Origin of the sequence: Halorubrum sp. AD140 (assembly GCF_034497445.1) — an archaeon.
Taxonomy (GTDB): domain Archaea; phylum Halobacteriota; class Halobacteria; order Halobacteriales; family Haloferacaceae; genus Halorubrum.
The window spans coordinates 1-23,832 of sequence record NZ_JAXRUU010000027.1; the positions used below are offsets into that span (position 1 = coordinate 1).

28 protein-coding genes and 1 tRNA gene are annotated in these 23,832 nt (G+C 68.1%); 14 read left to right on the forward strand and 15 right to left on the reverse strand.

Going from position 1 to position 23,832, the window contains the following annotated elements; all coding sequences use genetic code 11:
* The coding region (locus tag U4E84_RS08645; protein WP_322531696.1) for an MFS transporter at positions 1–588 on the forward strand (588 nt) is incomplete at its 5' end.
* Between the two features lie 1,255 nt (positions 589–1,843).
* Here the strand turns inward: U4E84_RS08645 and U4E84_RS08650 are convergent.
* From U4E84_RS08650 to U4E84_RS08665, 4 genes are all read right to left on the reverse strand, one after another.
* A complete protein-coding gene (locus U4E84_RS08650) occupies positions 1,844–3,007 on the reverse strand; it encodes a hypothetical protein (protein ID WP_322531697.1) in 1,164 nt (387 codons plus the stop codon).
* Positions 3,008–3,086: 79 nt separating this feature from the next.
* The gene (gene queC, locus U4E84_RS08655) at positions 3,087–3,779 is read right to left on the reverse strand and encodes a 7-cyano-7-deazaguanine synthase QueC (RefSeq protein ID WP_322531698.1); all 693 of its coding nucleotides are present in this window, start codon (positions 3,777–3,779) and stop codon (positions 3,087–3,089) included.
* A gap of 108 nt (positions 3,780–3,887) precedes the next feature.
* Positions 3,888–4,664 carry a 7-carboxy-7-deazaguanine synthase QueE gene (locus U4E84_RS08660; protein ID WP_322531699.1) on the reverse strand — a complete coding sequence of 259 codons (777 nt, stop codon included), beginning with the start codon at positions 4,662–4,664 and terminating at the stop codon, positions 3,888–3,890.
* Positions 4,664–5,125, reverse strand: coding sequence for a 6-pyruvoyl tetrahydropterin synthase family protein (locus U4E84_RS08665; protein ID WP_322531700.1), 462 nt, complete (start codon positions 5,123–5,125; stop codon positions 4,664–4,666). The genes U4E84_RS08660 and U4E84_RS08665 overlap by 1 nt, the downstream gene beginning before the upstream one ends.
* Positions 5,126–5,228: 103 nt before the next feature.
* On the opposite strand from U4E84_RS08665, the gene U4E84_RS08670 reads away from it, so the two are divergent.
* Both U4E84_RS08670 and U4E84_RS08675 read left to right on the forward strand, forming a co-directional pair.
* A complete protein-coding gene (locus U4E84_RS08670; protein WP_322531701.1) occupies positions 5,229–5,912 on the forward strand; it encodes a haloacid dehalogenase type II in 684 nt (227 codons plus the stop codon).
* Positions 5,913–5,918: 6 nt separating this feature from the next.
* Entirely contained in the window at positions 5,919–6,734 is an 816-nt protein-coding gene (locus tag U4E84_RS08675) for an SDR family NAD(P)-dependent oxidoreductase (protein ID WP_322531702.1), read from the forward strand.
* 65 nt (positions 6,735–6,799) lie between these two features.
* Here the strand turns inward: U4E84_RS08675 and U4E84_RS08680 are convergent.
* A tRNA-Val gene (locus U4E84_RS08680) sits at positions 6,800–6,873 on the reverse strand.
* A gap of 61 nt (positions 6,874–6,934) precedes the next feature.
* Between U4E84_RS08680 and U4E84_RS08685 the strand changes: the two genes are divergently transcribed.
* From U4E84_RS08685 to U4E84_RS08695, 3 genes are all read left to right on the forward strand, one after another.
* On the forward strand, positions 6,935–7,414 hold the full coding sequence (locus U4E84_RS08685) for a DUF192 domain-containing protein (protein WP_322531703.1): 480 nt from the start codon (positions 6,935–6,937) through the stop codon (positions 7,412–7,414).
* Between the two features lie 104 nt (positions 7,415–7,518).
* Positions 7,519–7,935, forward strand: a complete 417-nt coding sequence (locus tag U4E84_RS08690) for an SHOCT domain-containing protein (protein ID WP_322531704.1) — start codon at positions 7,519–7,521, stop codon at positions 7,933–7,935.
* Positions 7,936–7,977: 42 nt separating this feature from the next.
* Entirely contained in the window at positions 7,978–8,637 is a 660-nt protein-coding gene (locus tag U4E84_RS08695) for a DUF4013 domain-containing protein (protein ID WP_322531705.1), read from the forward strand.
* Positions 8,638–8,664: 27 nt separating this feature from the next.
* On the opposite strand, the gene U4E84_RS08700 is transcribed toward U4E84_RS08695, so the two are convergent.
* Genes U4E84_RS08700 through U4E84_RS08715 form a run of 4 tightly spaced genes read right to left on the reverse strand, consistent with a single transcriptional unit; the run spans position 8,665 to position 13,167 of the window.
* Positions 8,665–9,825 (reverse strand): ABC transporter ATP-binding protein, encoded by a 1,161-nt coding sequence (locus U4E84_RS08700; protein WP_322531706.1) that lies wholly within the window; start codon positions 9,823–9,825, stop codon positions 8,665–8,667.
* The gene (locus tag U4E84_RS08705) at positions 9,825–10,709 is read right to left on the reverse strand and encodes a carbohydrate ABC transporter permease (RefSeq protein WP_322531707.1); all 885 of its coding nucleotides are present in this window, start codon (positions 10,707–10,709) and stop codon (positions 9,825–9,827) included. The genes U4E84_RS08700 and U4E84_RS08705 overlap by 1 nt, the downstream gene beginning before the upstream one ends.
* The gene (locus tag U4E84_RS08710; protein WP_322531708.1) at positions 10,706–11,794 is read right to left on the reverse strand and encodes a sugar ABC transporter permease; all 1,089 of its coding nucleotides are present in this window, start codon (positions 11,792–11,794) and stop codon (positions 10,706–10,708) included. The genes U4E84_RS08705 and U4E84_RS08710 overlap by 4 nt, the downstream gene beginning before the upstream one ends.
* Positions 11,795–11,799: 5 nt before the next feature.
* Positions 11,800–13,167: an ABC transporter substrate-binding protein gene (locus U4E84_RS08715; protein ID WP_322531709.1), complete on the reverse strand. Its 1,368-nt coding sequence runs from the start codon at positions 13,165–13,167 to the stop codon at positions 11,800–11,802.
* A gap of 282 nt (positions 13,168–13,449) precedes the next feature.
* Here U4E84_RS08715 and U4E84_RS08720 point away from each other — a divergent pair, with 282 nt between their 5' ends.
* From U4E84_RS08720 to U4E84_RS08740, 5 genes are read left to right on the forward strand one after another with little or no spacing between them, the layout of a single operon-like run.
* The gene (locus U4E84_RS08720) at positions 13,450–14,499 is read left to right on the forward strand and encodes an AAA family ATPase (protein ID WP_322531710.1); all 1,050 of its coding nucleotides are present in this window, start codon (positions 13,450–13,452) and stop codon (positions 14,497–14,499) included.
* Positions 14,500–14,501: 2 nt separating this feature from the next.
* Entirely contained in the window at positions 14,502–15,134 is a 633-nt protein-coding gene (locus tag U4E84_RS08725; protein ID WP_322531711.1) for a protein sorting system archaetidylserine decarboxylase, read from the forward strand.
* Between the two features lie 52 nt (positions 15,135–15,186).
* Complete coding sequence (locus U4E84_RS08730) at positions 15,187–15,876, forward strand: HVO_2922 family protein (RefSeq protein WP_322531712.1); 690 nt, start codon at positions 15,187–15,189, stop codon at positions 15,874–15,876.
* A 7-nt stretch (positions 15,877–15,883) separates the two neighbouring features.
* Entirely contained in the window at positions 15,884–16,342 is a 459-nt protein-coding gene (locus U4E84_RS08735; RefSeq protein WP_322531713.1) for a DUF5518 domain-containing protein, read from the forward strand.
* Positions 16,343–16,396: 54 nt separating this feature from the next.
* Entirely contained in the window at positions 16,397–17,641 is a 1,245-nt protein-coding gene (locus U4E84_RS08740) for a DNA primase (protein ID WP_322531714.1), read from the forward strand.
* Positions 17,642–17,674: 33 nt separating this feature from the next.
* On the opposite strand, the gene U4E84_RS08745 is transcribed toward U4E84_RS08740, so the two are convergent.
* Positions 17,675–17,887, reverse strand: coding sequence for a hypothetical protein (locus tag U4E84_RS08745; protein WP_322531715.1), 213 nt, complete (start codon positions 17,885–17,887; stop codon positions 17,675–17,677).
* Between the two features lie 169 nt (positions 17,888–18,056).
* Here U4E84_RS08745 and U4E84_RS08750 point away from each other — a divergent pair, with 169 nt between their 5' ends.
* Positions 18,057–18,848: an SWIM zinc finger family protein gene (locus tag U4E84_RS08750; RefSeq protein WP_322531716.1), complete on the forward strand. Its 792-nt coding sequence runs from the start codon at positions 18,057–18,059 to the stop codon at positions 18,846–18,848.
* A gap of 39 nt (positions 18,849–18,887) precedes the next feature.
* On the opposite strand, the gene U4E84_RS08755 is transcribed toward U4E84_RS08750, so the two are convergent.
* From U4E84_RS08755 to U4E84_RS08770, 4 genes are all read right to left on the reverse strand, one after another.
* A complete protein-coding gene (locus U4E84_RS08755) occupies positions 18,888–19,079 on the reverse strand; it encodes a hypothetical protein (protein WP_322531717.1) in 192 nt (63 codons plus the stop codon).
* A 124-nt stretch (positions 19,080–19,203) separates the two neighbouring features.
* Positions 19,204–19,536 (reverse strand): 50S ribosomal protein P1, encoded by a 333-nt coding sequence (gene rpl12p / locus U4E84_RS08760; RefSeq protein WP_322531718.1) that lies wholly within the window; start codon positions 19,534–19,536, stop codon positions 19,204–19,206.
* A gap of 18 nt (positions 19,537–19,554) precedes the next feature.
* Positions 19,555–20,592 (reverse strand): 50S ribosomal protein L10, encoded by a 1,038-nt coding sequence (locus U4E84_RS08765; protein WP_322531719.1) that lies wholly within the window; start codon positions 20,590–20,592, stop codon positions 19,555–19,557.
* On the reverse strand, positions 20,589–21,227 hold the full coding sequence (locus U4E84_RS08770; protein WP_008001601.1) for a 50S ribosomal protein L1: 639 nt from the start codon (positions 21,225–21,227) through the stop codon (positions 20,589–20,591). The genes U4E84_RS08765 and U4E84_RS08770 overlap by 4 nt, the downstream gene beginning before the upstream one ends.
* Before the next feature lie 291 nt (positions 21,228–21,518).
* On the opposite strand from U4E84_RS08770, the gene U4E84_RS08775 reads away from it, so the two are divergent.
* Complete coding sequence (locus tag U4E84_RS08775) at positions 21,519–23,063, forward strand: acyl-CoA carboxylase subunit beta (RefSeq protein WP_322531720.1); 1,545 nt, start codon at positions 21,519–21,521, stop codon at positions 23,061–23,063.
* Positions 23,063–23,419: a hypothetical protein gene (locus U4E84_RS08780; RefSeq protein ID WP_322531721.1), complete on the forward strand. Its 357-nt coding sequence runs from the start codon at positions 23,063–23,065 to the stop codon at positions 23,417–23,419. The genes U4E84_RS08775 and U4E84_RS08780 overlap by 1 nt, the downstream gene beginning before the upstream one ends.
* Before the next feature lie 190 nt (positions 23,420–23,609).
* Here U4E84_RS08780 and U4E84_RS08785 read toward each other — a convergent pair whose 3' ends face one another.
* Positions 23,610–23,828 carry a hypothetical protein gene (locus U4E84_RS08785; protein ID WP_322531722.1) on the reverse strand — a complete coding sequence of 73 codons (219 nt, stop codon included), beginning with the start codon at positions 23,826–23,828 and terminating at the stop codon, positions 23,610–23,612.
* Between the last annotated feature and the right edge of the window lie 4 nt (positions 23,829–23,832).

Consider the following 23,832-nt stretch of genomic DNA (forward strand, 5'->3'; position numbering starts at 1 on the left):
CGAGTACAGACTGGACTGGTAATCGAGTTGCTCACACGCCCCACGATCGCTTTCACAGTTGTCATCGCTGCCTCGGGTGCATTAGTCTGGCAGGGTGTCGCATCGTTTCTTCCAACGTTTCTCATCGAACACCGAGATCTGTCGGCAACGATGGCTGGCCTCGTATTCTCGTCGTACTTCGTGGTACAGGCTGTAACCAAACCGGTTCTCGGCGCTCTCTCAGACACCTATGAGCGAGATATCGGAATAGGCTTCAGCTTGATCACCAGCGTGACAGGGATGGCTCTCTTCGTGGTCGGTCCTGGTCTCGTCGGTATCGTCGCAGCGATCAGTTTGATCGGTACTGGCCTTGGGATGGCAGTGACAGTTGAACCTCGAATCGTCGACGAGCTTTCCGAGAGCGAACAGGGAGTGGGATTCGGCCTCGTTCGAACGGTCTATCTAGTTGTTAGCTCACTCGGGTCGGTGGTGACGGGGTTTCTCGCCGATACAGTTGGCTGGGCTGTCGCATTCCTGACTCTTTCCGGACTCCTAGCGGCCATCTTTGTTGTCCTCCTCGTAAATTACACTCTTAACCTAGGATACTGATCGAAGGTTCTGGCACCGCCCATTCCTCAATTGAGTCGGGCAACAGCAAGTTCCGCCCAAGGTTGGCGTGTTAAAACGACGGTCTCGGTCGATACCACCGTCTTCGTATGGGATGAGAAATCTGAACCACATTTGAGAGGTGTTACAGTTACCTTCGATGAAGATAGTACCTCACTTTTTGACCTATGTATCAATTTCTAATACTACATTAGTATTTGATGAGAAGGGATACAGTATTAGCTCTAATATGGTATGCTGAGTTCAGAAGGAGCATCCAGATCCGTCGGATGTAGGATCACGACGCATTCAAAGAGGTAGTGTAGAACAAACAATAACGGATGCAGATCTTCTTATCAGTAGGATTCTAGATCCAATGTCGTTTGTTGATTTTATACGTTTATATCTGCATAAATTTGTAATATAGGGTAGAACTACCTGTATTAGCAATAATAAGAAAATGAACTAGAGATATTTCAGATGTGTTCCGGCGTATAGACTAATCACTGTCAAAAAACGATTGTAATCGTTTACGTTTATACATGTCGGTCGAGTTATAAGATGAGTGGACGGGTTCTGGATACGTACGATAGATGCCAATTACTCAAGTAGAAATCCCAGAGACATGTACTGGCATTTTGTATAGGGTTCCAATATATAATTTGTAGTATGTATCTACGAACATCACGTTTCTCATATGTGTTTTCTATACTACGGTGAAACAGCCAAAAAATGGCCCGAGGTCGTCACCCTCTCCCACAGTTCACGGCGAGGTTACCGCGACCGAATTTTGAGTCGTCGCCTCTGCACGCATTTCCCCACGCGTTCTAATTCGACCACACAGAGAATTCGTTGTTCACGATGAGCACGGCATCGGACGCGAAACTGTCCAACCCGAAGCTTTCGGTGTGACGTTCCCGTAAGCGGTTCGAAGTGGTCCGTTGGTCTCGTCGTTGAACGGTGACGACGTCTTGAGCTTAGAGATGAGCTGGTCGCGAGCGTGCTTGTCGAGTGCGTCGAGTTGTCACTTCGACCGATCAATCCCACTCTTCGTTCAGCGGTCACACGCATATTACTGTCCGTACCCCGCATTCACCTCCTCACTGATCTGTGTTCGACCTTCTTGAATGTCGACCTCGCTCGCAGCGATTGTCTTGAGATCCTCACCAACTTTTCCGACTTGCCTTTTTCTCCCGTCGCGCCCGTCATAGTTTCTGACGACGAAACCGAGACGGTATCGCGGTTCGATGTCACGAACCTACCCGTCCTCGACGACGATCCAGGGCTTCTCGTCGGGATCGTACTCGCGTATCGGCCCGCTGTGGCTGCGCGTCTCCGGGGCGAGCACGCCGACGTGTTTCAGCTGCTGGACGAAATTGAAGAGGACGTTGGTACGGATCACGTCCCGCCACACCGACGAGTCCCGATAGAGCCGCTCGGTCTCGCCGCGCTCGATCAGCTTCCTGGCTCGCGTGGCGCCTCGGGTCGTACAGAACGCGCTCAAGAAGACGTTCGGATACTCGTGGACGAGACGGCGGAGGAGATCGAGGAAGTGGACGCGGGGGACTTCCTTGCGGAGCGCGTCGAGCAGCAGTCCGAACTCGGGATGTCTGGCGAACGAGTTGCGGAGGAGCACCGCGAGCGGCGGATGGACCTCGGCGACGGTACGCCGCGCGACGTCCGTTTTCGCCAGTCGGAGGTCGTCGAGGGACTCGATGCCGTATCCTCGCAGCACTGTCGCCGCCAGCTCGCCCTGCGACGTCAGCTCGCACGGCGATCCCGCCGCGAGCAGTCCGAGGGTGCGTGCGCTCGCGACGGCCTCGTCGCCGGCGCCGAAGCCGTACTCGTCGGCGATCGCGTCGACGAGCTCGTCGCGAGCGAGGGGGCCGTACCGGTCGAGCGCGACGACCGGCGCGAAGTAGTTGAGCGGCTGTGCGAGGCTCAAGGTCGTGATGTCGCCGCCGAACTCGTTCCCGCGGAGCCGGAGCGACAGCTGGCCTTCCGTGTCCGCGACCTCCTCGGTCGACTCCGCGCTCGGCGGTGCGCTCCACGACGAGATCCCGTCCGATTCGACCTCGATGACGCCGACGCCTTTCGATCGAAGGAGGTTCGCGTGCGGCGCGACGGCGTCGCCGTCGCCCGCCAGGTACGACACGTGGGCGCCCTGTTGGTACGTCAGTGCCTGTCCGATTCCCCGCAGGAGGTTCGTCGATCCCTTCACCTCGATCGCGAACACGCGGTTCGCGTCGGTGAATCCGATCACGTCGGGATACCGCCCCCGGATCGTGATCTCGTGGCGGCGGCACCGATCGAGGACGTCCGCGTACGCGTCGCCGTGCGCCTCGGGGACGTGGACCAGCGGCTCGTAGTTGCGCTCGTCGAGCGCCGTCAGGACGTGGTCGAACACCGCCGCCTCGTTCATGCGAGTGCGTGAGCGCGTCGGATAATAAGCGGTTCTCTCGCCGATCCGCCGTGTTCGAAGGTCGGTTCGAGGCTCGCGTTCACTCGAACGTCGGCCGCTCCGCGTACGCGATCGGGTCGCGAGAGCCGGCCCGTCGAAACGCCTCCAGCCGGAACGCACAGGCGTCACAGGTGCCACACGCCGGCTCCTCGTCGCGATAGCACGACCACGTCAGCTCGTACGGCACGCCGAGCTCTAGCCCGCGCTCTGCGATCTCCGTCTTCGACCACTCGGCGAACGGCGAGACCAGTTCGATCTCAGTCTCCGGCTTCGTGCCGGCGTCGATCACCGCCTGGAACGCCTCGAAGAAGGCCGGTCTGCAGTCGGGGTACCCCGAGAAGTCCTCGGAGTGCGCGCCGATGAAGATCGCCGAGCAGTCGGTGGCCTCGGCGTACGACGTCGCCATCGAGAGGAGGTTCGCGTTCCGGAACGGGACGTACGACGTCGGGATCTCCTCGCTGTCCATGTTCGCGTCCTCGACGGCCATCTCCTCGTCCGTCAGGCTGGACGCGCCGATCGCCGAGAGGTGGCCCGTCTCGACGCGGAGGAACTCCGTCGCGTCGACCTCGTCCGCGAGCGCCTCGGCGCACGCGTGCTCCTTGTCCTCGGTGCGCTGCCCGTACGAGGTGTGGAGGAAGTACGGCTCGTAGCCGCGCTCGATCGCCTCGTACACCGCCGTTGCGCTGTCCATGCCGCCCGATACCAGAATCGCCGCGCGGTCGTCTTTGCTCATGTAAATCGCTCGGAAACCGCCGTTGTCTTTCTGTACCACCGCTTCGCGTCGGTTCGACCGTCGATGACGGTGGATCGATGCATGTCGGGTTCAGGTGTTCGCCGCGTCTCAGGTTCCCTTCGAGTCGTTCCAGAGGTCGACGTGAAGCCGTGGCGTGTATCGGTAGCCGTACTGTATCGCAAGCTCGGCGACCTCGTTCCGGGTACGGTCCAGTCGCTCCCGCGTCATCCCCTCGGGCATGAGCAACACCTCGTCGTCGCGAACCCGCGTCGTCGACGCCTCGCGCACTCGGTCGACGAGGTCGGCGATCTCCGGAAGATCGTCGGCGTCGGTCACGACGAACTTCAGCTGGATCTCGTAGTCGTCGACCAGCGCCGCGAGCGCGTCCACGTCGACCCGGCGCTCCTCGTGTCGCTGCGCCCACTCGCCGTCGCCCTTCGGGTCGCGGTCGGGCGTCGGAACGCTGCTCGCCAGCTTGGGGCTGATGCTCGCCAGATCGATCGCGGCGTCCCGGTGAATCGTCCCGTTTGTCTCGACGGTGGTGTGATACCCGTAGTCCGCGAGTTCGTCGAGCAGCCGCACCGACGCCTCGTGTATCAGCGGCTCGCCGCCGGTGAGGACCACGTGATCGGCCTGTTCGTACGACCGCACCTCGTCGGCGATGGCCTCGACGTCGAGCCACGCGCCGCTCGGCTCCCACGAGGTGTGATACGAGTCGCAGAACCAACAGCGGAGGTTGCAGCCGGCCGTCCTGACGAACACCGACGGGACCCCTGCGAGGGTTCCTTCGCCCTGGAGCGAGCAGAACACCTCGTTGATCGGGAGGCCGCCGTCCGTCGCCTCGCCGTCCCGTGACAGCTCGTCGAGGTCGCTCGCGACCGGCATCAGTAGGTGGCACAGAGCTCGCCGGTCTCGCGGACGGTCACCGACACGTCCGAGACGGTCTCGGGAAACGAATCGAGCATGCGGGCCTCTAGCAGCACCCCCATCACTTCCGCCGTCGGCGGATGGTCGAGGACGACGAGCGAGTCGGCGTCGCCCGAGGCCTCGAACGCCTCGACGAGCGGATCCCCGTCTTCGACGAGAAAGCGGTGGTCCCACGCGTCGATGACGTCGGTCACGTCGCCTTTGTCGACGATCCACCCCTCGTCACCGAGCGTCCCCGTCACCTCGACGGTGATCTCGTAGTTGTGTCCGTGCGGCCGCGAGCACTTGCCGTCGTGGTGGCGGATGCGGTGGCCGGCGCTGATTCGGATCGGCCTATCGTCTCCGATCGTGAGTCGGCGCTCCCCGGAGGATGCGAGGAGAGACGTGTCGTAGTCTCCCTTGGATATGCCTCGAGCCATACCAAAAGAATACTCAGAGAATAGTTAAGCGTTGAGTTTTCGTGCGACGAGCCGATGATCGACCCCGGGGACTGATGACGAGGGCGGCCGAAGACCCACGCGAATGTCGTTCGACCCCGAGCGCGTCCAGACGGTGACGTTCGACTCGTACAGCACCCTCGTCGACGTCGAGGCGGCCGAGGCCGCGCTGGACGACCGGGTGACAGACCCCGAGCCGGTGTCGCGGCTCTGGCGGTCGCGGTCGCTGGCGTACACGTTCGTCGCGAACGCGATCGACGCCTACCAGCCGTTCTACGAGATGAACCGCGACGCGCTGACGTACGCCCTGGAGGCGCACGGCGTCGACCTCCAGCCGGGCGAGCGCGACGAGATCCTTGCGGTGTACCACGAGCTGGAGGTGTTCGACGACGTCCGATCGGGGATCGAGCGCCTGCGCGAGGGCGGGTACGAGACGTACGTGCTCTCGAACGGGAACCCGGAGATGCTCGAGTCGATGGTCGAACACGCCGATATCGGCGACCTGGTCGCCGACACGATAAGCGCCGACGAGGTGGAGACGTTCAAGCCGGCCGCGGCGCTGTACCGCCACGGCGCCGCCCGGACCGGCACGCCGATCGACGAGGTCGTCCACGTCACGGCCGGCTGGTTCGACGTGATGGGGGCCGCCCACGCGGGGATGCAGGCGGTGCGCGTGGACCGGAAGGGGACCCCCTGGGAGCCGTTCGACGGCGAGCCGGACGCCACGGTCGAGTCGATCCACGACCTCGCGGACGCGCTCGGGGTCTGAGCCGCGATGACCGAGAGCGACGCGGCCGCGAGCACACGCGACCGGTCCGGCTCGCCCGCCGACGCGCTCCCCGACCTCTCGGGGCGGGTCGCCGTCGTCACGGGCGGCGGCCGCGGGATCGGTCGGGCGGTCGCGCTCGGGATGGCGGCGGCCGGCGCGACGGTCGTCCCGGCGGCGCGGACGGCGTCCGAGGTCGAGGCGGTCGCCGCCGATATCCGCGAGCTCGGCGCCGAAGCGCGGGGGATCGCCGCGGACGTGACCGACGACGGCGACGTCGAGGCGCCCGTCGCGGAGACCGTCGACGCGTTCGGATCGCTTGACGTCCTCGTCAACAACGCGGGGTTCAACCCCGACGGCGCGCTCGGCGATCCCACGGAGGTCGACGCGGGCGCGGTCGACGACGTGCTCGACGTGAACCTGCGGGGTGCGTTCCGGACGCTCCGCGCGGCCGGCCCGCACCTGAAGGAGTCCGGGGGGAGCGTCGTCAACGTTGCCAGCGTCGCGGGCGAGGTCGGACTCCCGAGACAGCACCCGTACGTCGCCTCGAAGCACGGGCTCGTCGGGCTCACGAAGAGCGCCGCGATCGACTGGGCGCCCGAGGTGCGCGTGAACGCGGTCGCTCCGGGCTACGTCGCCACCGATCTCACCGAGGCGCTCCGGGAGAACGAGCGACTCCGGCGGTCGATCCTCGACCGGACGCCGCTCGACCGCTTCGCCGACCCGATCGAGGTCGCCGGACCGGTCGCGTTCCTGGCCAGCGACGCCGCGAGCTTCGTCACCGGCGAGACGCTGGCGGCCGACGGCGGCTGGACCGCGCGGTGAGGTCGAACCGCGCCCTCAAACACGCACGTTGCTGTCGCTCGCGACGGTGCTCGCGACAGCAACAGTGGGCTCGGGCGGGTTCGAACCGCCGATCTCAGCCTTGTAAAGGCCGCGTCATAACCAGCTAGACCACGAGCCCTCACCGGTTCGAACCCGCCGGGAGCGGAAAACGGTTTCTGTCTCCGGCGCGAGCCCCGACCGTGAACCGCCGACTCGTCGGGGTCGCCGCCGGCCTCGCGCTGCTCGTCCTCGTCGCGGTCGCGGCCGTCGCGACGAACCCGGCCCTCCTGATCGCCGGCTACGAGACGACGACCGTCGAGGCCGTCGACGGCGAGACCGGCGAGTCGCTCGCGACCGTCGAGGCGCGCGTCGCCGACGGGTATCTGAAACAGTACGTCGGGCTCTCCGCGACCGACGAGCTCGACGACGGCGAGGGGATGCTGTTCGTCCACGAAGACGACGGCGAGCGCGCCTACGTGATGCGGGACATGGCGTTCCCGATCGATATCGTCTTCGTCGCGTCGAACGGCACGGTGACGGAGGTCCACGAGGCGGAGCCGGAGTCGCGCCCCTTCACGCGGTACCGCGGCGCCGGGCGGTACGTGCTGGAAGTGCCGCGGGGGTGGAGCGAGCGCAACGACGTCGAGCCAGGCGACCGCCTCCTCGTCGACGTGAGGTGAGGTGAAGTGAGATGAGGTGAGCGACGCAGCGGGCGCGCGCCCCGCGAGTCCCGTCTCCGTCCCGCGACGAAACCGATTTCCGCCTCGCAGTCGTCGACCCGAGCATGACCGGGCTCCCCGCACGGATCGCGTGGAACCTCCGCCACCGCTGGCGACGGGTGTTCGCGCTCCTCGTCGTCGGCGGCGGGGTCGTCGCCCCGCTCGTCACCGGGCTCTGGTGGACCCTCCCGCTGGTCTGGTTCGTCGGACTGTTCGTCGTCCTCCCCGTACTCCACACGCTGACGCGGCCGCTGCCCGAGCGCGACGGGAGGGGCGACGCCGACGCGAGCGAGGCCGATCCCGCGCTCGACGCCCTCCGAGAGCGCTACGCCCGCGGCGAGATCGACGAGCGGGAGTTCGAGCGGAAGCTCGACCGCCTGCTGGAGACCGAAGACGCCGAGACCGTCGACCCTTCGGACGACGGCGTCGGCGACCGGGTCCGCGAGGGGATCCGGCGCGAGGTCGAACGGATCCGGGAGTGATCGGGCAGTGACTCGCGAACCGACCCGCGGAGTGGTCACCGCGTGATCCCGAGCCTCCTGGCGTATCCGGTCCGCGGGTCGCCGCGCCTCGACGCGCTCGTCGTGGGCGGCGGGCTCCACCTGCTCGCCGTCTGGCTCCCCCTCGCCCCGCTCGTCGCGGTCGCGGGCTACCTCGCGCGGGTGCTCGTCGCGACCGCGGCCGCGGAGCCGCACGAGACCGCCGAACGCCCCGACTGGCGACCGCTCGGTCCCCTGCTCCGGGACGGGCTCCGGCTGGCCGCGACGGTCGTCGGATATCTGACGATACCGGTCGCCCTCCTGACCGTGACGCTCGGCGGACCACTGGAGGGGATCGACCCGACCGGCGCGACCGACGGCCTCTTTTTCATCGTCGGCACGACCGTCTCGACGCTGCTGGCGTTCGCGCTCTGTTACCCGCTCCCGGCCGCACTCGTCGCCGTCGCCCGCGAGCGCTCGCTCCGCGCGGCGGTCGACGCGACGCTGGTCGGCGCGGCGACCCGCGACGCCGGCTACCTCGTCGCGGTGCTGCTCGCGGCCGGCGGGCTCGGGATGACGTTCGCGGCGTACGACGCGCTCAACGCCGTCGCTCTCGGGTTCTTCGTCGTCTTCTACGCGGAGGTCGTCGCCGCGGCCGCGGTGGGGACCGCGACCGGTCGAGCGTGGGAGCGTCGGGGGCTCTGACGGAAGCGTCGGAGGCTCTGATGGGAGCTACACCCGCGTCTCGTTCAGGTCGGCGGCGTCGAGCGAGCGGCTGTGGAGCGCGTCCCCGGACTCCCCGTCGAACACGTGGATCGCGCTCTCCGGGACGCGAACGACCACGTCAGCGCCGCTTTCGATCTGTCGGAGCCCGTCGACCGTCGCCACCAGCTCCGGCCCGTCCGCCAGCGTGAGGTGGACGACGTTCTCGTCGCCCATCGGCTCGACGACGTCGACGGTGGCGACGTAGGCGTGCTCGCCGACGGCCGCCGCGTCGTCTCCGTCGCCGCCGACACTTGCCTCGACGACGACGTCCTCGGGCCGGATCCCGAGCGTCACGGTCGCGCTGTCGGCGACCGCGGACGCGGCCTCGTCGGCGAGCGGGTAGCGGAACGCGCCGTCGACGAGCGAGGGCCCGTCGACCGTGCAGTCGACGAAGTTCATCGACGGCTCTCCGATGAAGCCGGCGACGAACCGGTTCGCCGGGCGGTGGTACGCCTCCAGCGGCGTCGCAACCTGCTGGAGCTCCCCGGCGTCGAGGATGGCGATCCGGTCGCCCATCGTCATCGCCTCCGTCTGGTCGTGAGTGACGTAGACGGTGGTCGTGTCCAGATCCGCCTGGAGCTGTTGGAGCTCCGTGCGCATCTGCGAGCGAAGCTTTGCGTCCAGGTTGCTGAGCGGCTCGTCCATCAGGAACGCCTTCGGCTCGCGCACGATGGCGCGGCCGAGCGCGACGCGCTGTCGCTGACCGCCCGAGAGCGCTCCGGGCTTGCGGTCGAGCAGCTCGGTGATGTCGAGCAGCGCGGCCGTCGCCTCGACGCGCTCGTCCATCACGTCCTCGTCGAGGTCGGTCGACTCCTCCAGTCCGAACCGCATGTTCTGCCGAACGGTCATGTGCGGGTAGAGCGCGTAGCTCTGGAACACCATCGCGATGTCCCGCTCGGCGGGCGCCTGCTCGTTCATCCGCTCGCCCGCGAGCCTGATCTCCCCGTCCGTGATCGATTCGAGCCCGGCGATCATCCGGAGGGTCGTGGACTTCCCGCAGCCGGAGGGGCCGACGAGGACGAGGAACTCCCCGTCCGCGATGTCGACGTCCACGTCGTCTACGGCGAGGACGGAGCCGTCCCCCTCGCCGAACCGTTTCGTCACCGAGTCGAGTTCGAGTTGTGCCATTATGAGTCACCTGCGACGCCTTTCGCGAACTGTTCTCCGAAGAGGACGTACACGACGAGCGTCGGTAACGCCGCGACGAACGCCCCCGCCATCTGGAGGTTGAACTGCTGGACGAACGACCCCTTGAGCTGGTTCAACGCGACCGTCACGACCTGGTTGGACGGGTCGCTGACCAGGACGATGGCGAACAGGAGGTCGTTCCAGATCTGCGTGAACTGGTAGATGAGCGTCACCGCGAAGATCGGCACCGACAGCGGCAACACGATGCGGCGGTAGATCGTCGCCGCCGAGGCGCCGTCCAGTCGCGCCGCCTCCAGCATCTCGCCGTCGATCGTCGCGTAGTACGACCGGAAGAGGACGGTGCAGATCGGGATCCCGTACGCGACGTGCGTGATGCTCAGGTTGATCAGCCCCTCGTAGTCGTCGACGGCGCCGAGCGGGATCCGCCCGGCGAGGTCGACGAACGACCAGAACTGCGTCAGCGGCACCAGCACCGCCTGGTACGGGATGAACACGCCGGCGACGAACAGCATCAGGACGCCGACCTGCCCGCGCCAGCTGAGGTTCGTCAGGCCGTAGGCCGCGAGCGATCCGAACAGCGCCGACAGCACCGTCGCCGGCACCGCCATCATCGCGCTGTTCAACAGTCCGGTCGAGAGCCGCTCGAACGCCGTCCCCCACGCGGAGAGGGTGAACTCCCCGATCGGCGGGAGCGCGAACGGCGTCGTCGTCCGGAAGCCCTCCGGGGTCTTGAACGCCGTCGTCAGCCCGGACTCGAGCGGCGCGAGGTAGAACGCGACCATCGCCAGCAGCACCGCGTACAGCGCGACCCGGGAGCGGTCGAGCTCCGAGGCCGTCGCGCGAAGTCGGTCTGTCGCGCTCATAGCTCACCCCGCCGGTACTGAACGAAGAGGTACGGGCCGATCACGCCGAGCGCCATGGCGAACAGCACCATCGCGACGGCGGAGCCGTACGCCCACTCGATCCTGTCGAAGGCGACCCGGTACATCATCACCGAGAGGATGTCCGCGGACCGGCCGGGGTTGACGCCGAACAACACGAACAGGAAGTCGAACGCCTTCAGCGCGAACACGACGAGGACGACCGCGGCCGACATCGTCGAGGCCCGGAGCTGCGGAACGATCACGCGCCAGTACAGCCGGAGCGTCGAGGCGCCGTCGATGCGCGCCGCCTCGTACTGTTCGTTCGGGATCGCGCGGAGCCCGGCGAGGTAGACGACCATGCAGTAGCCGGAGAACTGCCACATCAGCGCGAAGATGATCGCCGCCAGCTTGAACCGCGGATCCGAGATCCACGCCTGGGTGAACCCGTCGAGACCGACGCCCCGGAGCGCCACGTTGATCAGCCCGGTGCTCGGGTTGTACACCCACGACCAGAAGATCGCCGTGACGACGAACGAGAGGCTCATCGGCAGCAGGTAGATCGTCCGGAACGTGTTCTCGGCCCGGATGTCCTGGTCGACGAGGATCGCGAGGAGCAGCCCGAGGATCAGAGAGAGGATCGTGAACACGAACAGCAGCACGAGGGTGTTCCGGAACGCGGCGTGGAACGACCCGTCCGTGAGCAGCCGGACGTACATGTCGGCCGACAGTGACGAGTAGTCAGGGGTGCCGAGCCCCTCCCAGCTCGTCAGCGAGATGACGAAGTTCCACCCGATGGCGCCGTACACGAAGAACAGCACGAGCAGCCCCGGCGGCCCCCAGAACGGGAGCGACTCGAGGAACCGGTTCCGGCGGAGCCGGGTGAGAAGCGACGTGCCGGTCGCGTTTTCCGACGACGCGTCGTCGCCGTCAGCACCGACGACGGCGCCGCCATCGGTTCGCACCCGTGGCTGGCTGTCGGGCGCGGCCGTGGCGTCCGTCGCACCCCTCGCATCCGTCGCGTCCGGATCAGCCGCCGATGACCCGTCGGTGGTCCGCGTCAGCGCGTCGAAAATCCGCGAAGACATCGCGGTCAGAAGGCGTCGCGGATGCCCTCGTACGCCGCGTCGACGTCGGGGTCGCCGTTGAAGTTGGAGAACGTCTCGTCGAGCGCGGAGTGGATGCCCGGCGCGACCGCCGTGCCGTGGGCGATTGTCGGTGGCTGGTCGTCCGAGTCCTGGAAGTCCTCGAACTGCCGGGTGAGGAAGTCGCCGAACTCGTCCATCGGCACGTCGGTCCGCGGCGGGATCGACCCCTTGATCGGGTTGAACCGCTCCTGTGCGTCGACGGTGCCCGCGTAGTTGAGGAACTGCTCGGTCGCCTCCGGCGAGGGGTTGTTCGTCGGGTAGACGAACGAGTCGATGACCGAGTGGTACACCCCTTCGGTTCCCGGGAACGGAACCATGTCCCAGTCGTCGCCGAACTCGAAGTCGTCGGCGCCGCCGTACTGCCCGGCCGCCCAGTCGCCCTGGTGGAGGAACGCGGCGTCGCCGGCGATCAGGTCGTCGTTCCCCTGGTCCCAGCTGATCGAGCCGGCGTCCTCGGGGATGTACTCCAGGTAGTCGGCGAGCAGCTCAAGCGCGGAGCGAATCCCGTCTTCCAGCCCGGAGACGTCGCCGTCGATGAGGGTCTGGTAGTCGTCGACGCTCTGTTGACCGATGAAGATGTTCTCCCACAGCTGGAGGGACGACCACGGCGTCTGCGTCTGGTGGACGAGCGGCGTGGCGTCCGTCTCCGCGTCGACCGTCTCGAAGGCGTCGAGCAGTCCCGCCGGGTCCTCGATGTCGCTCGGGTCCACGCCCGCGTCCTCGACCACGGAGACGTTGTAAAACAGGTTGTTCAGCCGGTGGATGTTGATCGGGACCGCCACGAGGTTCCCGCCGGGCTGGGAGAGGTCGCGGATCCCGCCGCGGTAGGCGTCGCGCATCTCGTCGTCCCACACGGAGTCCCCGATGTCCTCTAAGAGGTCTTCGTCCGTGTACGGCGTGAGCGCCTGCCCGGGCCAGATCTGGAACGTGCTCGGCGGGTCGCCGTCGATGACGCGGTTCTGGATCACGGTGTCGATCGCGGAGCCGGCGCCGCCGGGCGCCGGGTTGTCGGTGATCTCCACGTCAGGATACTCCTCGCTGAAGCCGTCGAGGAGCGCGTTGTACGCCTCCTCCTCGCCGCCCGCGGTCCACCAGTGGACGATCTCCAGTCCGCTCCCGCCGTCGTCGCCGTCGGAGCCGTCCGAACCGTCGTCGCCGTCAGAGCCGTCCGAACCGTCGTCGCCGTCGGACCCGTCGCCGCCGTCGCCGCCGGAGCAGCCGGCGATACCCACGGTCGCGAGGGTGCCGGCGCCGGCCACGTAGTGGCGGCGGCTGAGTCGGTCCGCAGCGTCGTCCGTGTTGTCACGTGACATGTGTTCACGGGTTCGCGTGCCCCGTACTTAATCATTGATGTTTATTTACTCAAAAGATTGTTAAAAACACGGCGCCCTCGAGCCACCGCACGTGTCCTCTCCGTGCCGGAGAACAGCGAACGGACGGATCGAGGGCGCTTGTAGTGACTGACTTCTGAACTTTTTGTTCGGGAATGATCGTAAAGAAATGGCGGTTGCCTCGACGACGTCGGGGCGACGTTGAGCGCTCCATCGGGGCGGCGACCGACCGATTCTTGAGCGAGCGGCTCCGAATGGAAGCCAATGGAGGGACCGCTGTGGACCGACGCGCACGCTCCCGCGCTCGAAGAGATCCGGCAGGACGAAGCGCGCGAGCGGCTGGAGCGCGCGGTCGACGAGCCGATGAACCTCGTCGTGCAGGGGCCGCCCGGGGTCGGCAAGACGGCGGCGACGCGCGCGCTGACGCGAGCCGCCCACGAGAACCCGGAGAGCGACCTGATCGAGATCAACGTCGCCGACTTCTTCGGCCGGACCAAAAAGGAGATCCGGACGGACCCCCGCTTCGAGGGGTTCCTGCGGGGGCGGAGCCGGATGGCGAAACGCGACATGATAAACCGCGTGCTGAAGGAGTCGGCGTCGTACGCGCCGATGTCGGGCGAGTACAAGACGGTCTTACTCGACAACGCCGAGGCGATCCGCGAGGACTTCCAGCAGGCGCTCCGTCGGGTGATGGAACAGCACCACCGGACCACGCAGTTCGTGATCGCCACCCGCCAGCCGTCGAAGCTCATCGCGCCGATCCGGTCGCGCTGTTTCCCGGTCCGGGTGCGCGCACCGACGACCGACGAGACGATCGACGTGCTCGAGACGATCTGCGAGCGCGAGGGCGTCGACCACGACGACGACGGGCTGGAGTTCGTCGCCAGCGCGGCCGGCGGCGACCTCCGCGAGGCGATCCTCTCCGCGCAGGCGACCGCGGTCGAGGGCGGCGAGATCACCATGTCGACCGCCTACGAGACGCTCGGCGAGGTGGGCGACGACGACGCGATCCGCGAGGCGCTCGCCGACGCCCGCGCCGGCGACCTGAAGGACGCGCGGTCGACGCTCGACGACCTGCTCGACGAGGGCGGGTACGACGGCGGGGAGCTCCTCCGGGAGACGCTGCGGGTCGCCCGCGCCGGCTCCGAGTACGGCGGCGACGACCTCGCGCGGCTCCACGTGCTCGCCGGCGAGGCCGACCTCGACCTCACCGACGGGCTCGACGACAGGATCCACCTCACCCACCTGCTCGCGGCGTGGGCGGCCGGCCGCACCGAGCTCAGACCCGACCTCCGCGACCCGGCGGAGGCCTGACGATGGACCGGAACCCGCCGCTCGCTCGCTTCCTCCCGTTCCCCGTCGTCGACGAGGCGTGGCGGCTCGCGCTCGTCCCCGCCCTCGTCGGCGCCGCGACCCTCCCCCTCATCCCGCCGGTCGGCGGGGGTCTGCTCGCGCTCGCGCTCGGCGTCATCTGGTTCCACCGCGACCCCGACCGCGCGCCGCCGGACGCCGAGGGGATCGTCGTCGCGCCCGCCGACGGCACCGTGTCGGTCGTGCGCGAAGAGGGGAGGCGACTGCGGGTGGGCGTGTTCATGAACGTCACCGACGTGCACGTGAACCGCGCGCCGATCGCGGGGGAGGTCCGGGAGGTGCGCCACCGCCCCGGCGCGAACCGCCCCGCGTTCAGCAAGGAGTCCGACCGCAACGAGCAGGTCGCGATCGACTTCGGCGAGTACGAGCTGCTGGTCATCGCCGGCTGGTTCGCCCGCCGGATCCACCCGTCCGTCGAGCCCGGCGACGTCGTCGACCGCGGCGAGCGCGTCGGCCACGTCTCGTTCGGCTCGCGCGCGGACGTGGTGTTACCGGCCGACGTGAGCGAGGAGGACCTCCTCGTGAGCGAGGGCGACGCGGTCCGCGCCGGCGAGACGATCGTCGCCGAGCGGGAGTGAGCGGTCGCCCCGACCATAGCGTTTTGTGTGCCGCCTGCGAGGCGATACGTGCATGCCCGAAGAGACGATCCACGAGGCGAAGCGGTCGCGGAGTCGACAGGCACTGGCGACCTACTTCCGCCGCATCGCGGAGGCGCTCGGTCGCGGCGAGCCGGTCCCGATCGACGACGCCGGGACGGTGACGGTCGACCCCGCCGCCGAGTCCGACGTCGAGATCGAACTCGAGCGAGAGGACGGTGTCGTCCACTTCGAGGTCGGGGTGGAGTTCGACGAGGCGGACGGCGAGATCGACGTCGACGCGGCCGCGAGCAAGGCGACGTTTGAGCTGTACGCCGACAGCGCCGACCAGTGGCGCTGGCGGCTCCGCCACGACAACGGCAACATCGTCGCCGACGGCGGGGAGGGGTACGCGGACAAGCGGGACGCGAAGTCGGGGATCGAGAGCGTCCAGCGGAACGCGCCGGGCGCGCACGTGATCGACGTCGATCGCGGCGAGGAGGCCCCCGAAGACGGCGGAAGCGACGCGGCCTTCGAGCTGTTCCGGGACAGCGACGAGAGGTACCGCTGGCGGCTCCGCCACGACAACGGCAACATCATCGCCGACGGCGGGCAGGGGTACGCCTCGAAACAGAAGGCGAAACAGGGGCTCAACAGCGTGAAGTTCAACGCGCCGGGCGCGTCCGTCGAGGAGCTCGACGCCGACGAGCCGGCCGAAGACGAGCCGGCCGAAGACGAGGAGTGAGCCGACCGTGGTCCCCAACGATCCCTCCAGCGGCGGCGATGCGACGCCGATGCTCTCCACCGCCGATCGAGACGACCCGGACGCCGACTCGGACGGGTTCCTCTCCCCCGGCGACGATTCCCCGGCCGACCCGGTCGATCTCCTCCTCTACGGCGTGCTGGGCGGAATCGCCGGATCGGTGCTGTCGTTCGTCCCCTTCGCCACCGTGCTCGGCGGCGCGGTCGCCGGCTACCTCTGCGGCGGTCGGTCGAGCGACGCGCTCAAGACGGGTGCGGTCGCCGGCGTTGTCATGACGCTTCCGTTCGTCGCGATGGTCGCCTTCCTCCTCTTCTTCCTCGGGTTCGCCGGAGCGCCGGCGGAGTTCGGGATCCTCGCGCTCCTCGTGATCGGGCTCGGCGCCGCCTACACCCTCGGATCGGGCGTTCTCGGCGGCTACCTCGGGTACTCCCTCCGCGGTCGGCTGTAGCGCGGCCGCGGACCGCACCGCTTATTCGCCGCCCCTCGCAACCACGGACCGGACATGGACGCGCTCGACGCCAAGTACCCGTTCTTCGCGGCCGCCCGCGAGGCCGTCGCCGACGCCGCGGTGTCGCTCCCGGAGCTCGTCGCGGCCGACGCGCCCGCCGTCGAGCGCGGCCGCGAGCGCGTCGAGCGCGCCCTGCTGGACGGAACCGTCGAGTCCGAGAGCGGAGCGTTCCCGGAGGAGTCCGCGCACGACGTGCAGGCCGAGTTGCTCTCGTACCCCGTCGCGCGGATCCTCGTCTCGCTGCTCGACTCCGAGCCCGCCATAGAGAAGTACGCCGCCGCGGAGGCCGCGACCGCGATCGACCGGATCCGGGAGGACCTCGCGGCCGACGACGAGCTGCGGTCGGTGTCGACGCCGACCGTCGGCCTCGACGACGTGCTCGCCGAGTTCGACCTCGACGACGCCGTCCGCCCGGAGTCGCCGAGAGGCGGTCCGGCGGCCGGAGCGGGGGACGTCGGGACGGGCGCGCCCGGCGTCGAGGCTCCCGGCCGCGCCCCCGCCCACTACTGGATCGACGTCGGGCCGTACCTCCGACTCACGTCGCCGTCGTGGGGGGAGTCGTGGCGGCTCGTCAACCGCGCGCTCGCCGACGGGGCGGTGCGCGTCTCGCGCGACGAGCTGTTGGACGCGATCGAGGCCGCCGTCGAGGACCGAGTGCGCGAGGGGCTCCCGTTCGAGCTGGCTGCCGGCGAGGGGATCGCCGCGGAGCTCGAGGCGGGCGTCGCCGACCTCAAGCGGCTGCTCTCCGAGCGATCGTACGCGGGGCCGGTCGACGTCGTCGCTCCCGAGCTGTTCCCGCCATGTATGACGAACCTGATCGAGAAGGCCGAGCGCGACGCCGACCTCGCGCCGCCGGAGTCGTTCGCGCTGATGGCGTTCCTCGTCGGGATCGGGATGTCGCCGGACGAGGTGGTGGCGTTCTGTGCGGACACGAGCCTCGACGCCGAGGGGATCCGCTACCAGACGGAGTACCTCGCGGACGACCGCGGCACGCAGTACCCGCCGCCGACCTGCGAGACGCTGGCGAACTACGGGATCTGCCACAACGAGGAGGACCACATGCAGGTCGCCGCCGACCCCCTCGCGTACTACGAGAAGCGGGTCGCGGACGCCGAGGAGATCACCGACTGGCGGGACCGCGAGGGCGGGGAAGACGGAGGGAGCGACCGAGGAGACCGAGAGGGGAACGGAGTGAAACGGGACGCGGGCGAGATCGCTGACGCGGACGGAACGGAGTAGGCCTGTCTACGGACGGAACGGAGTGACGCCGGCCTACTCGTCTTTCGCGCGGATGAGGTACGCCCCGACGAGCGCCATTAACAAAACGAAGACGGCGAGCAGTCCGACGAGCGCGATCGCGCCGGACTCCGGAAGCTCGGACGACCCGCCGAACGTCACCCCGATCCCGACCAGCCCGGCGACGAAGACCGCGGCCGCCAGCAGCGAGACCGTGATCTGCCGACGGAGCTCCGCGTCGATTTCCATGCCCGCGAGTTTCCGTCGCCGCTAAAAAAGGACTTCGATGGGGGGCGGCCGAGCCCGACGGCTTCGGCGACCGAACCCGAACGGCGGAGGCTCGCCCCGTTCGACGGCGAATTTAACCGTTTACGGCGCCTATTTCCACGCGAAGCGAGGGCCACCCTCGCGGCCACCCATGACGCCCCCTGGACCCCTGCCCGCGTCGACCGCCGACGAACCGACCGCCGCCCGAGCCGTGGCCCCGGCGGATCGCCCCTCCGAGTCGCCCGATCGCTCCTCCGAGTGGCGATCCGATCGAGCCGGAGAGGGGAGCGATGCGGGCGGTCCGAGCGACGACGACGCCCTCATCGACGACCCGAGCGGCGACGACGCCCTCATCGACGACCCGAGCGGCGACGGTCCCGCGGACGACCGAGCGGCGCGCGCCGTCGCGGAGGAGATGACGGTGCGCCCCCTCCGGGACCGGCGGTACGTCGTCGAGACCGACGGCGGCACCTACGTCGTCGCGCTCGACGCCGGCACCTGCACCTGTCCGGACCACGCGATACGCGGCTCGCGGTGCAAGCACATCCGGCGCGTCGCGATGGAGGTGACCGCGGGATCGGTCCCGGCCCCGGACCAGCGCGTCGGCGCCTGCGCGGTCTGCGGAGTCGAGACGTTCGTCCCGATCGACGACCCGGGGTCGCACCTCTGTGACCGCCACGCGTTCGAGCCGGGCGACGTCGTTCGCGACCGCGAGACCGGCGAGCGGGTCGTCGTCGTCGCGGTCACGACCGAGCGCGCCGACGCCTACCGGACCGACGAGGGCCGGACCGTCGAGGAGTACGCCACGAACGCCGACTACGGCGCCCACGAGCCGGTCGTCGAGGCCGTGTACGCCGACTCGATCCGGCCGGGTCGCGGCGTGGGCGACTGCGAGCGGTACGGCTTCCCCGCGTCGCGGCTCGTCCGTCCGCGTCGAGAGTGAGGGACCGGGGGCGGCCGGCGCGTCGGCCGTGCGTGCGGCTCACCCCGCGAGGTGGCTGATGTCGCGCCGCAGCGTGTACCCCTTCGGGACCCCCACGGCGCCGAGACACGCCTCGCACAGCACCCGCTCGTAGTCGCGGTTCGTCTCCTTCTCCAGCAGCGAGACGGTCCCGATGGGGAACACCGACTCACAGCGGTCGCACTCGACCTTGTCGCCGTCGACGATCTTCATTGAACGGGCGCCGCTTCCGGCGATTGACATATAAACTCGCGCCCGGCGTTATCACTTCGAATAGCGAACGGCACCAAAAATCGGCGCGGTCGGAACGGCGGTCGGTCGCGGTGAGCGTCCGGGGTTAGCCGAAGAGCTCGCCGAGGCCCTCGCCGCCGTCGCCCTCGTCCTCGTCGTCGTCTTCCTCCTCGGCGGCGTCGGCCTCCTCAGCCTCGTCGTCGCCGTCGTCGGCCTCCTCGGCGTCCGCGGAGCCGCCCGCGGCGGCGCCGGCGGCGGGAGCCGCGGCGGCCGTCTCGATGGCCTCCTCGATGTCGACGTCCTCCAGCGCGGCGACGAGCGCCTTGACGCGGGACTCCTCGACGTCGACGCCGGCGGCTTCCAGCACGCCGGTGATGTTCTCTTCGTTGATCTCTTCGCCAGTCTCGTTCAGGATGAGCGCAGCGTAAACGTATTCCATTGGTGTGTCCTCGTAGTGTTATCCGAACATCGCGCCGAGACCCTCGCCGCCGTCGTCGCCGTCGTCGTCGGCGTCGTCGTCGGCCTCCTCGGCGTCGTCCGTGTCGTCGTTGTCCTCCGCCTGTTCCTCCTCGTCGGCGTCGCCCGTCTCCGGAGCCGGGGCGGCTTCGACCCCCTGTAGCTCCTCGGGAAGCGCCTCCTCGTCGTCGATCTGGGCCGCGAGCGCGCGCAGTTGGGCGTCGGCCTTCCCGATGAGGTCGGGCACGACGTCCGGGCTCTCGATCTCCGCGAACAGTCCGACCGACTTCGCCTCGCCGGACGCCTTCGCGAGAAGGCTGCCGACCGTGGCGGCCGTCGGGTACTCGGCGTTGATCGAGAGATTTCGCGCGGCTGCCGCGGCGGACTGGATGTCCGCGCGGTACTCGTCGACGTCGATGGCGAGCTCGTCCGGCTCGAACAGGACGCCCTCGGAGTAGACGCCCTTGAGGTCGAGCCCGACTTCCTTCGGCTCGATGCCGAGCTCGACTAGGACGTTCGCGAGGTCGTCGTCGACGACCTCGCCCTCCTCGAGGACCTTCGAGTCCTCGGTGACCACGATCGATCCGTCCTGGATGCGCGCGGCCGCGCCGATCGTCTGGAGCTCGCCGACGAACGGTCCGGGGTCGACGCCGGTGTCGCCCTCGGGGATGACGATGTCGTTGGGGGCGACCTCGCCCGCGCCGATCGGGGCGGGCGTCTTCGAGGCCTCCAGCTGCTTGAAGAGGCCGAACGGGTTGTCGTTCGTGCCGATGAGCGCGACCTGACCGGAGACGTACCCGGTCAGCTCCTCGACGCCCTCGTCGACCTCCTCCAGCGCGCGGACCGTGAGCGTGTTCCGGCTCACGCGGACGTCGGCCGAGCCGTGCAGCTCGCGGCGCATAGCCTGGAGCTGTCGGCTCGGGATGCCGCCGACGCCGACGATCCCGACGGAGTTGTACGAGTCGATGAACTCGACGAGCTCGTCGACCTCCTCGCGCTTCCACTGCGGGATCGTCTCGGTCTTGCGGACCGAGCTCATACGGGCACCTCCTTGGCGGGACCCATCGTGGTCTTCACGTAGATCCCGTCGATGTTGAGCGGCCCCTTCTCGAGGTTCGCTTCGAGTCGCCGGATGATGACGTCGATGTTGTCCGAGATCGCCTCGGCGCCCATGTCCTCGGCGCCGACGCGGGTGTGGAACGTGCGCCGGTCGCGGGACCGGAGCTGCACCGTGTTCTTCATCCGGTTGACGGTCTCGACGACGTCGTCGTCCGGCTGCAGTGGGGTAGGCATCTTCCCGCGCGGACCGAGGACGGTACCGAGGTACCGACCGATGTCCTGCATCAGGTTGGCCTCGGCGACGAAGAAGTCGGTCTCGTCGGCGAGGTCCTTTGCGCGGTCGTCGTCGTCTCCTAAGTCTTCGAGGTCGTCGCTGTCAAGCACTTGATCAGCGACGTCCGCGGCGCGGACGGCGGTTTCGCCCTCCGCGAAGACGACGATCTGTGTCTCCTGCCCCGTTCCAGCCGGCAGCACGACGGACTCGTCGATGCGGTTCGACGGATCGTTGAGGTCGAGGTCTCGCAGGTTGATCGCGATGTCCACCGTCTCACGGAAGTTCCGCTCGGGCGCATCGTCGAGTGCGAGGGTTACGGCCTCTTGTATTGTGTCTGCCATTTTCACCTCCGTAGTACGCAGGTCGCTCCTACGGGTCAGTGAAACAGGCGAAGCCTGTCTCACCGGAGAGTGGTCCATCGGAGGTTTAAAAGCGTCGAACCGCCCCTCCCCGTGGGAACCGACGACAGGGCTCGTGCGGACGGTGGCGGACGATCCCCGGAGGTGAGGAGACGGCGGTCGACCGGTCCCCGGGTTCGACGGGCGTCGAAGCCCGAAACGTCGGATAGGGGAACCCTTTTGACGCCGCTCGCCGACCCACGAGGTAATGATTCAGGGTGGTCCGGCGTGACGATGGACGACCGCATCGAGGACCTCCGCGAGCGCCGCGAGCGGGCGGCGAAGGGCGGCGGCGAGGAGCGGATCGAGTCCCAACACGAGAAGGGAAAGCTGACCGCGCGCGAGCGGATCGACTACTTCCTCGACGACGGGACGTTCCACGAGTTCGACCGGTTCCGCGCCCACCGGAACCACACGTTCGGCATGGAGGAGAACCGGATCCCGGGCGACGGCGTCGTCACGGGGTACGGCGAGGTGAACGGCCGGAAGACGTTCGTCTTCGCCCACGACTTCACCGTCTTCGGCGGCTCGCTTGGCGAGGTGTTCGCCGAGAAGGTGTGTAAGGTGATGGACAAGGCGATGGACGTGGGTGCGCCCGTCGTCGGCCTCAACGACTCCGCCGGCGCCCGCATTCAGGAGGGAGTGGCCTCGCTCGGCGGCTTCGCGGAGATCTTCCGGCGCAACACGGAGGCGTCCGGCGTCATCCCCCAGATTTCGGCGATCATGGGTCCCTGCGCCGGCGGCGCGGTGTACTCGCCCGCCATCACGGACTTCACGTTCATGGTGAAAGACACCTCGCACATGTTCATCACCGGTCCGGACGTCATCGAGACGGTGACGGGCGAGGAGGTGAGCTTCGAGGAGCTCGGCGGCGCCATCACCCACTCGTCGACCTCCGGCGTCGCCCACTTCGCCGAGGAGAGCGAGGAGGACGCCCTCGACGACATCGCGCGGCTGCTCTCGTATCTCCCGGCCAACAACGTCGAGGACCCTCCGCGCGTCGAGCCGTGGGACGACCCCGAGCGCGCCGACGAGGAACTGGCCGGCATCGTCCCGGACGCGCCGCGAAAGCCGTACGACATGAAGGACGTGATCGGCAGCGTCGTCGACGAGGGGTCGTTCTTCGAGGTGCAGGAGAACTTCGCGAAGAACGTCGTCGTCGGCTTCGCCCGCCTCGACGGCCACTCGATCGGAGTCGTCGCCAACAACCCCCGCGTGAACGCCGGCACGCTCGACATCGAGTCGAGCCAGAAGGGCGCGCGCTTCGTCCGGTTCTGTGACGCGTTCAACGTCCCCATCCTCACCTTCGAGGACGTCCCCGGGTTCATGCCCGGCACCGACCAGGAGCACAACGGGATCATCCGCCACGGGGCGAAGCTTTTGTACGCCTTCTCGGAGGCGACCGTCCCGCTGCTCACCGTGATCACCCGGAAGGCGTACGGCGGCGCCTACTGCGTGATGTCCTCGAAGCACATCGGCGGCGACGTCAACTACGCGTGGCCCACCGCCGAGATCGCGGTGATGGGACCGAAGGGCGCCGTCAACGTCCTCTACCGCGAGGAGCTGGCGGCGGCCGACGACCCCGACGCCCGCAGACAGGAGCTCATCGACGAGTACCGCGAGGAGTTCGCGAACCCGTACACCGCCGCCGACCGCGGGTTCATCGACGACGTCATCGAACCCGCCGAGACGCGCGCGCGGCTGATCGACGACCTCCAGATGCTGACGGGGAAGCGCTCGGACCAGCCCGAGAAGAAGCACGGCAACATCCCGATCTGATGGCGACGGACTCACCCGCGACGGAGGAGGACCCGTCCGCGGCGGAGAGCGACTCGCCCGCGGCGAACGACGCGGAGCCGAGTGAGTCGGCGTTCCTCGCCGCCCTCGACGGCCTGACGATCCCCGACGACGCCGACGACGCGGAGGCCGCCGCCATCGCCGCCGCGGTCGCGGCACATCTCCGCGACGGGGAGCTGGCCGCGGCGGCGGCTGCGGAGGCGGAAGCGCCCGGCTGGGACGGCGAGCGGTGGTCGTTCGCCGGCCGGATCGACCGGCTCAGCGGTCGGTCGGTGCGGGTGCCCGCAGGCGCGCCGACCGACCCGTGGACCGCGGCCGGACGCGCCGGCCGGTTCTGACGGGCCAACTGTGCTGACGGGGACGCTCCGGGACTGAGCCACCGCTGGCGTCGGCTCTGAACACATATCCCCGGACGCGAGAGCGCCCGAGTGCGTGCATTCCCCCGGCGAGGCACCGACCTTCGCCTCGCCACGCGAACCCTTCGCAGGGTGCGTTCGGAGATTGGTTCGATAGTTTATATATCTGTGGTCACGCCTCTGGCGGCTCCTCGGCGCTCTCCCCGGCCGCGGCATCCGCGGTCGAGGCGCCGAGAATCCGGTTGAGGACGACGGGAACGACGCCCGCGAGGAACGCGAGCAGGGCGATCCGGAGGAGGACGGAGGCGTCGGTCAGCAGCGTCACGGCGAGGTACGCGCCCGCCGCGACCAACACCGATGGCAACACGTACGGATTACCGGGCGAGAGCATGATC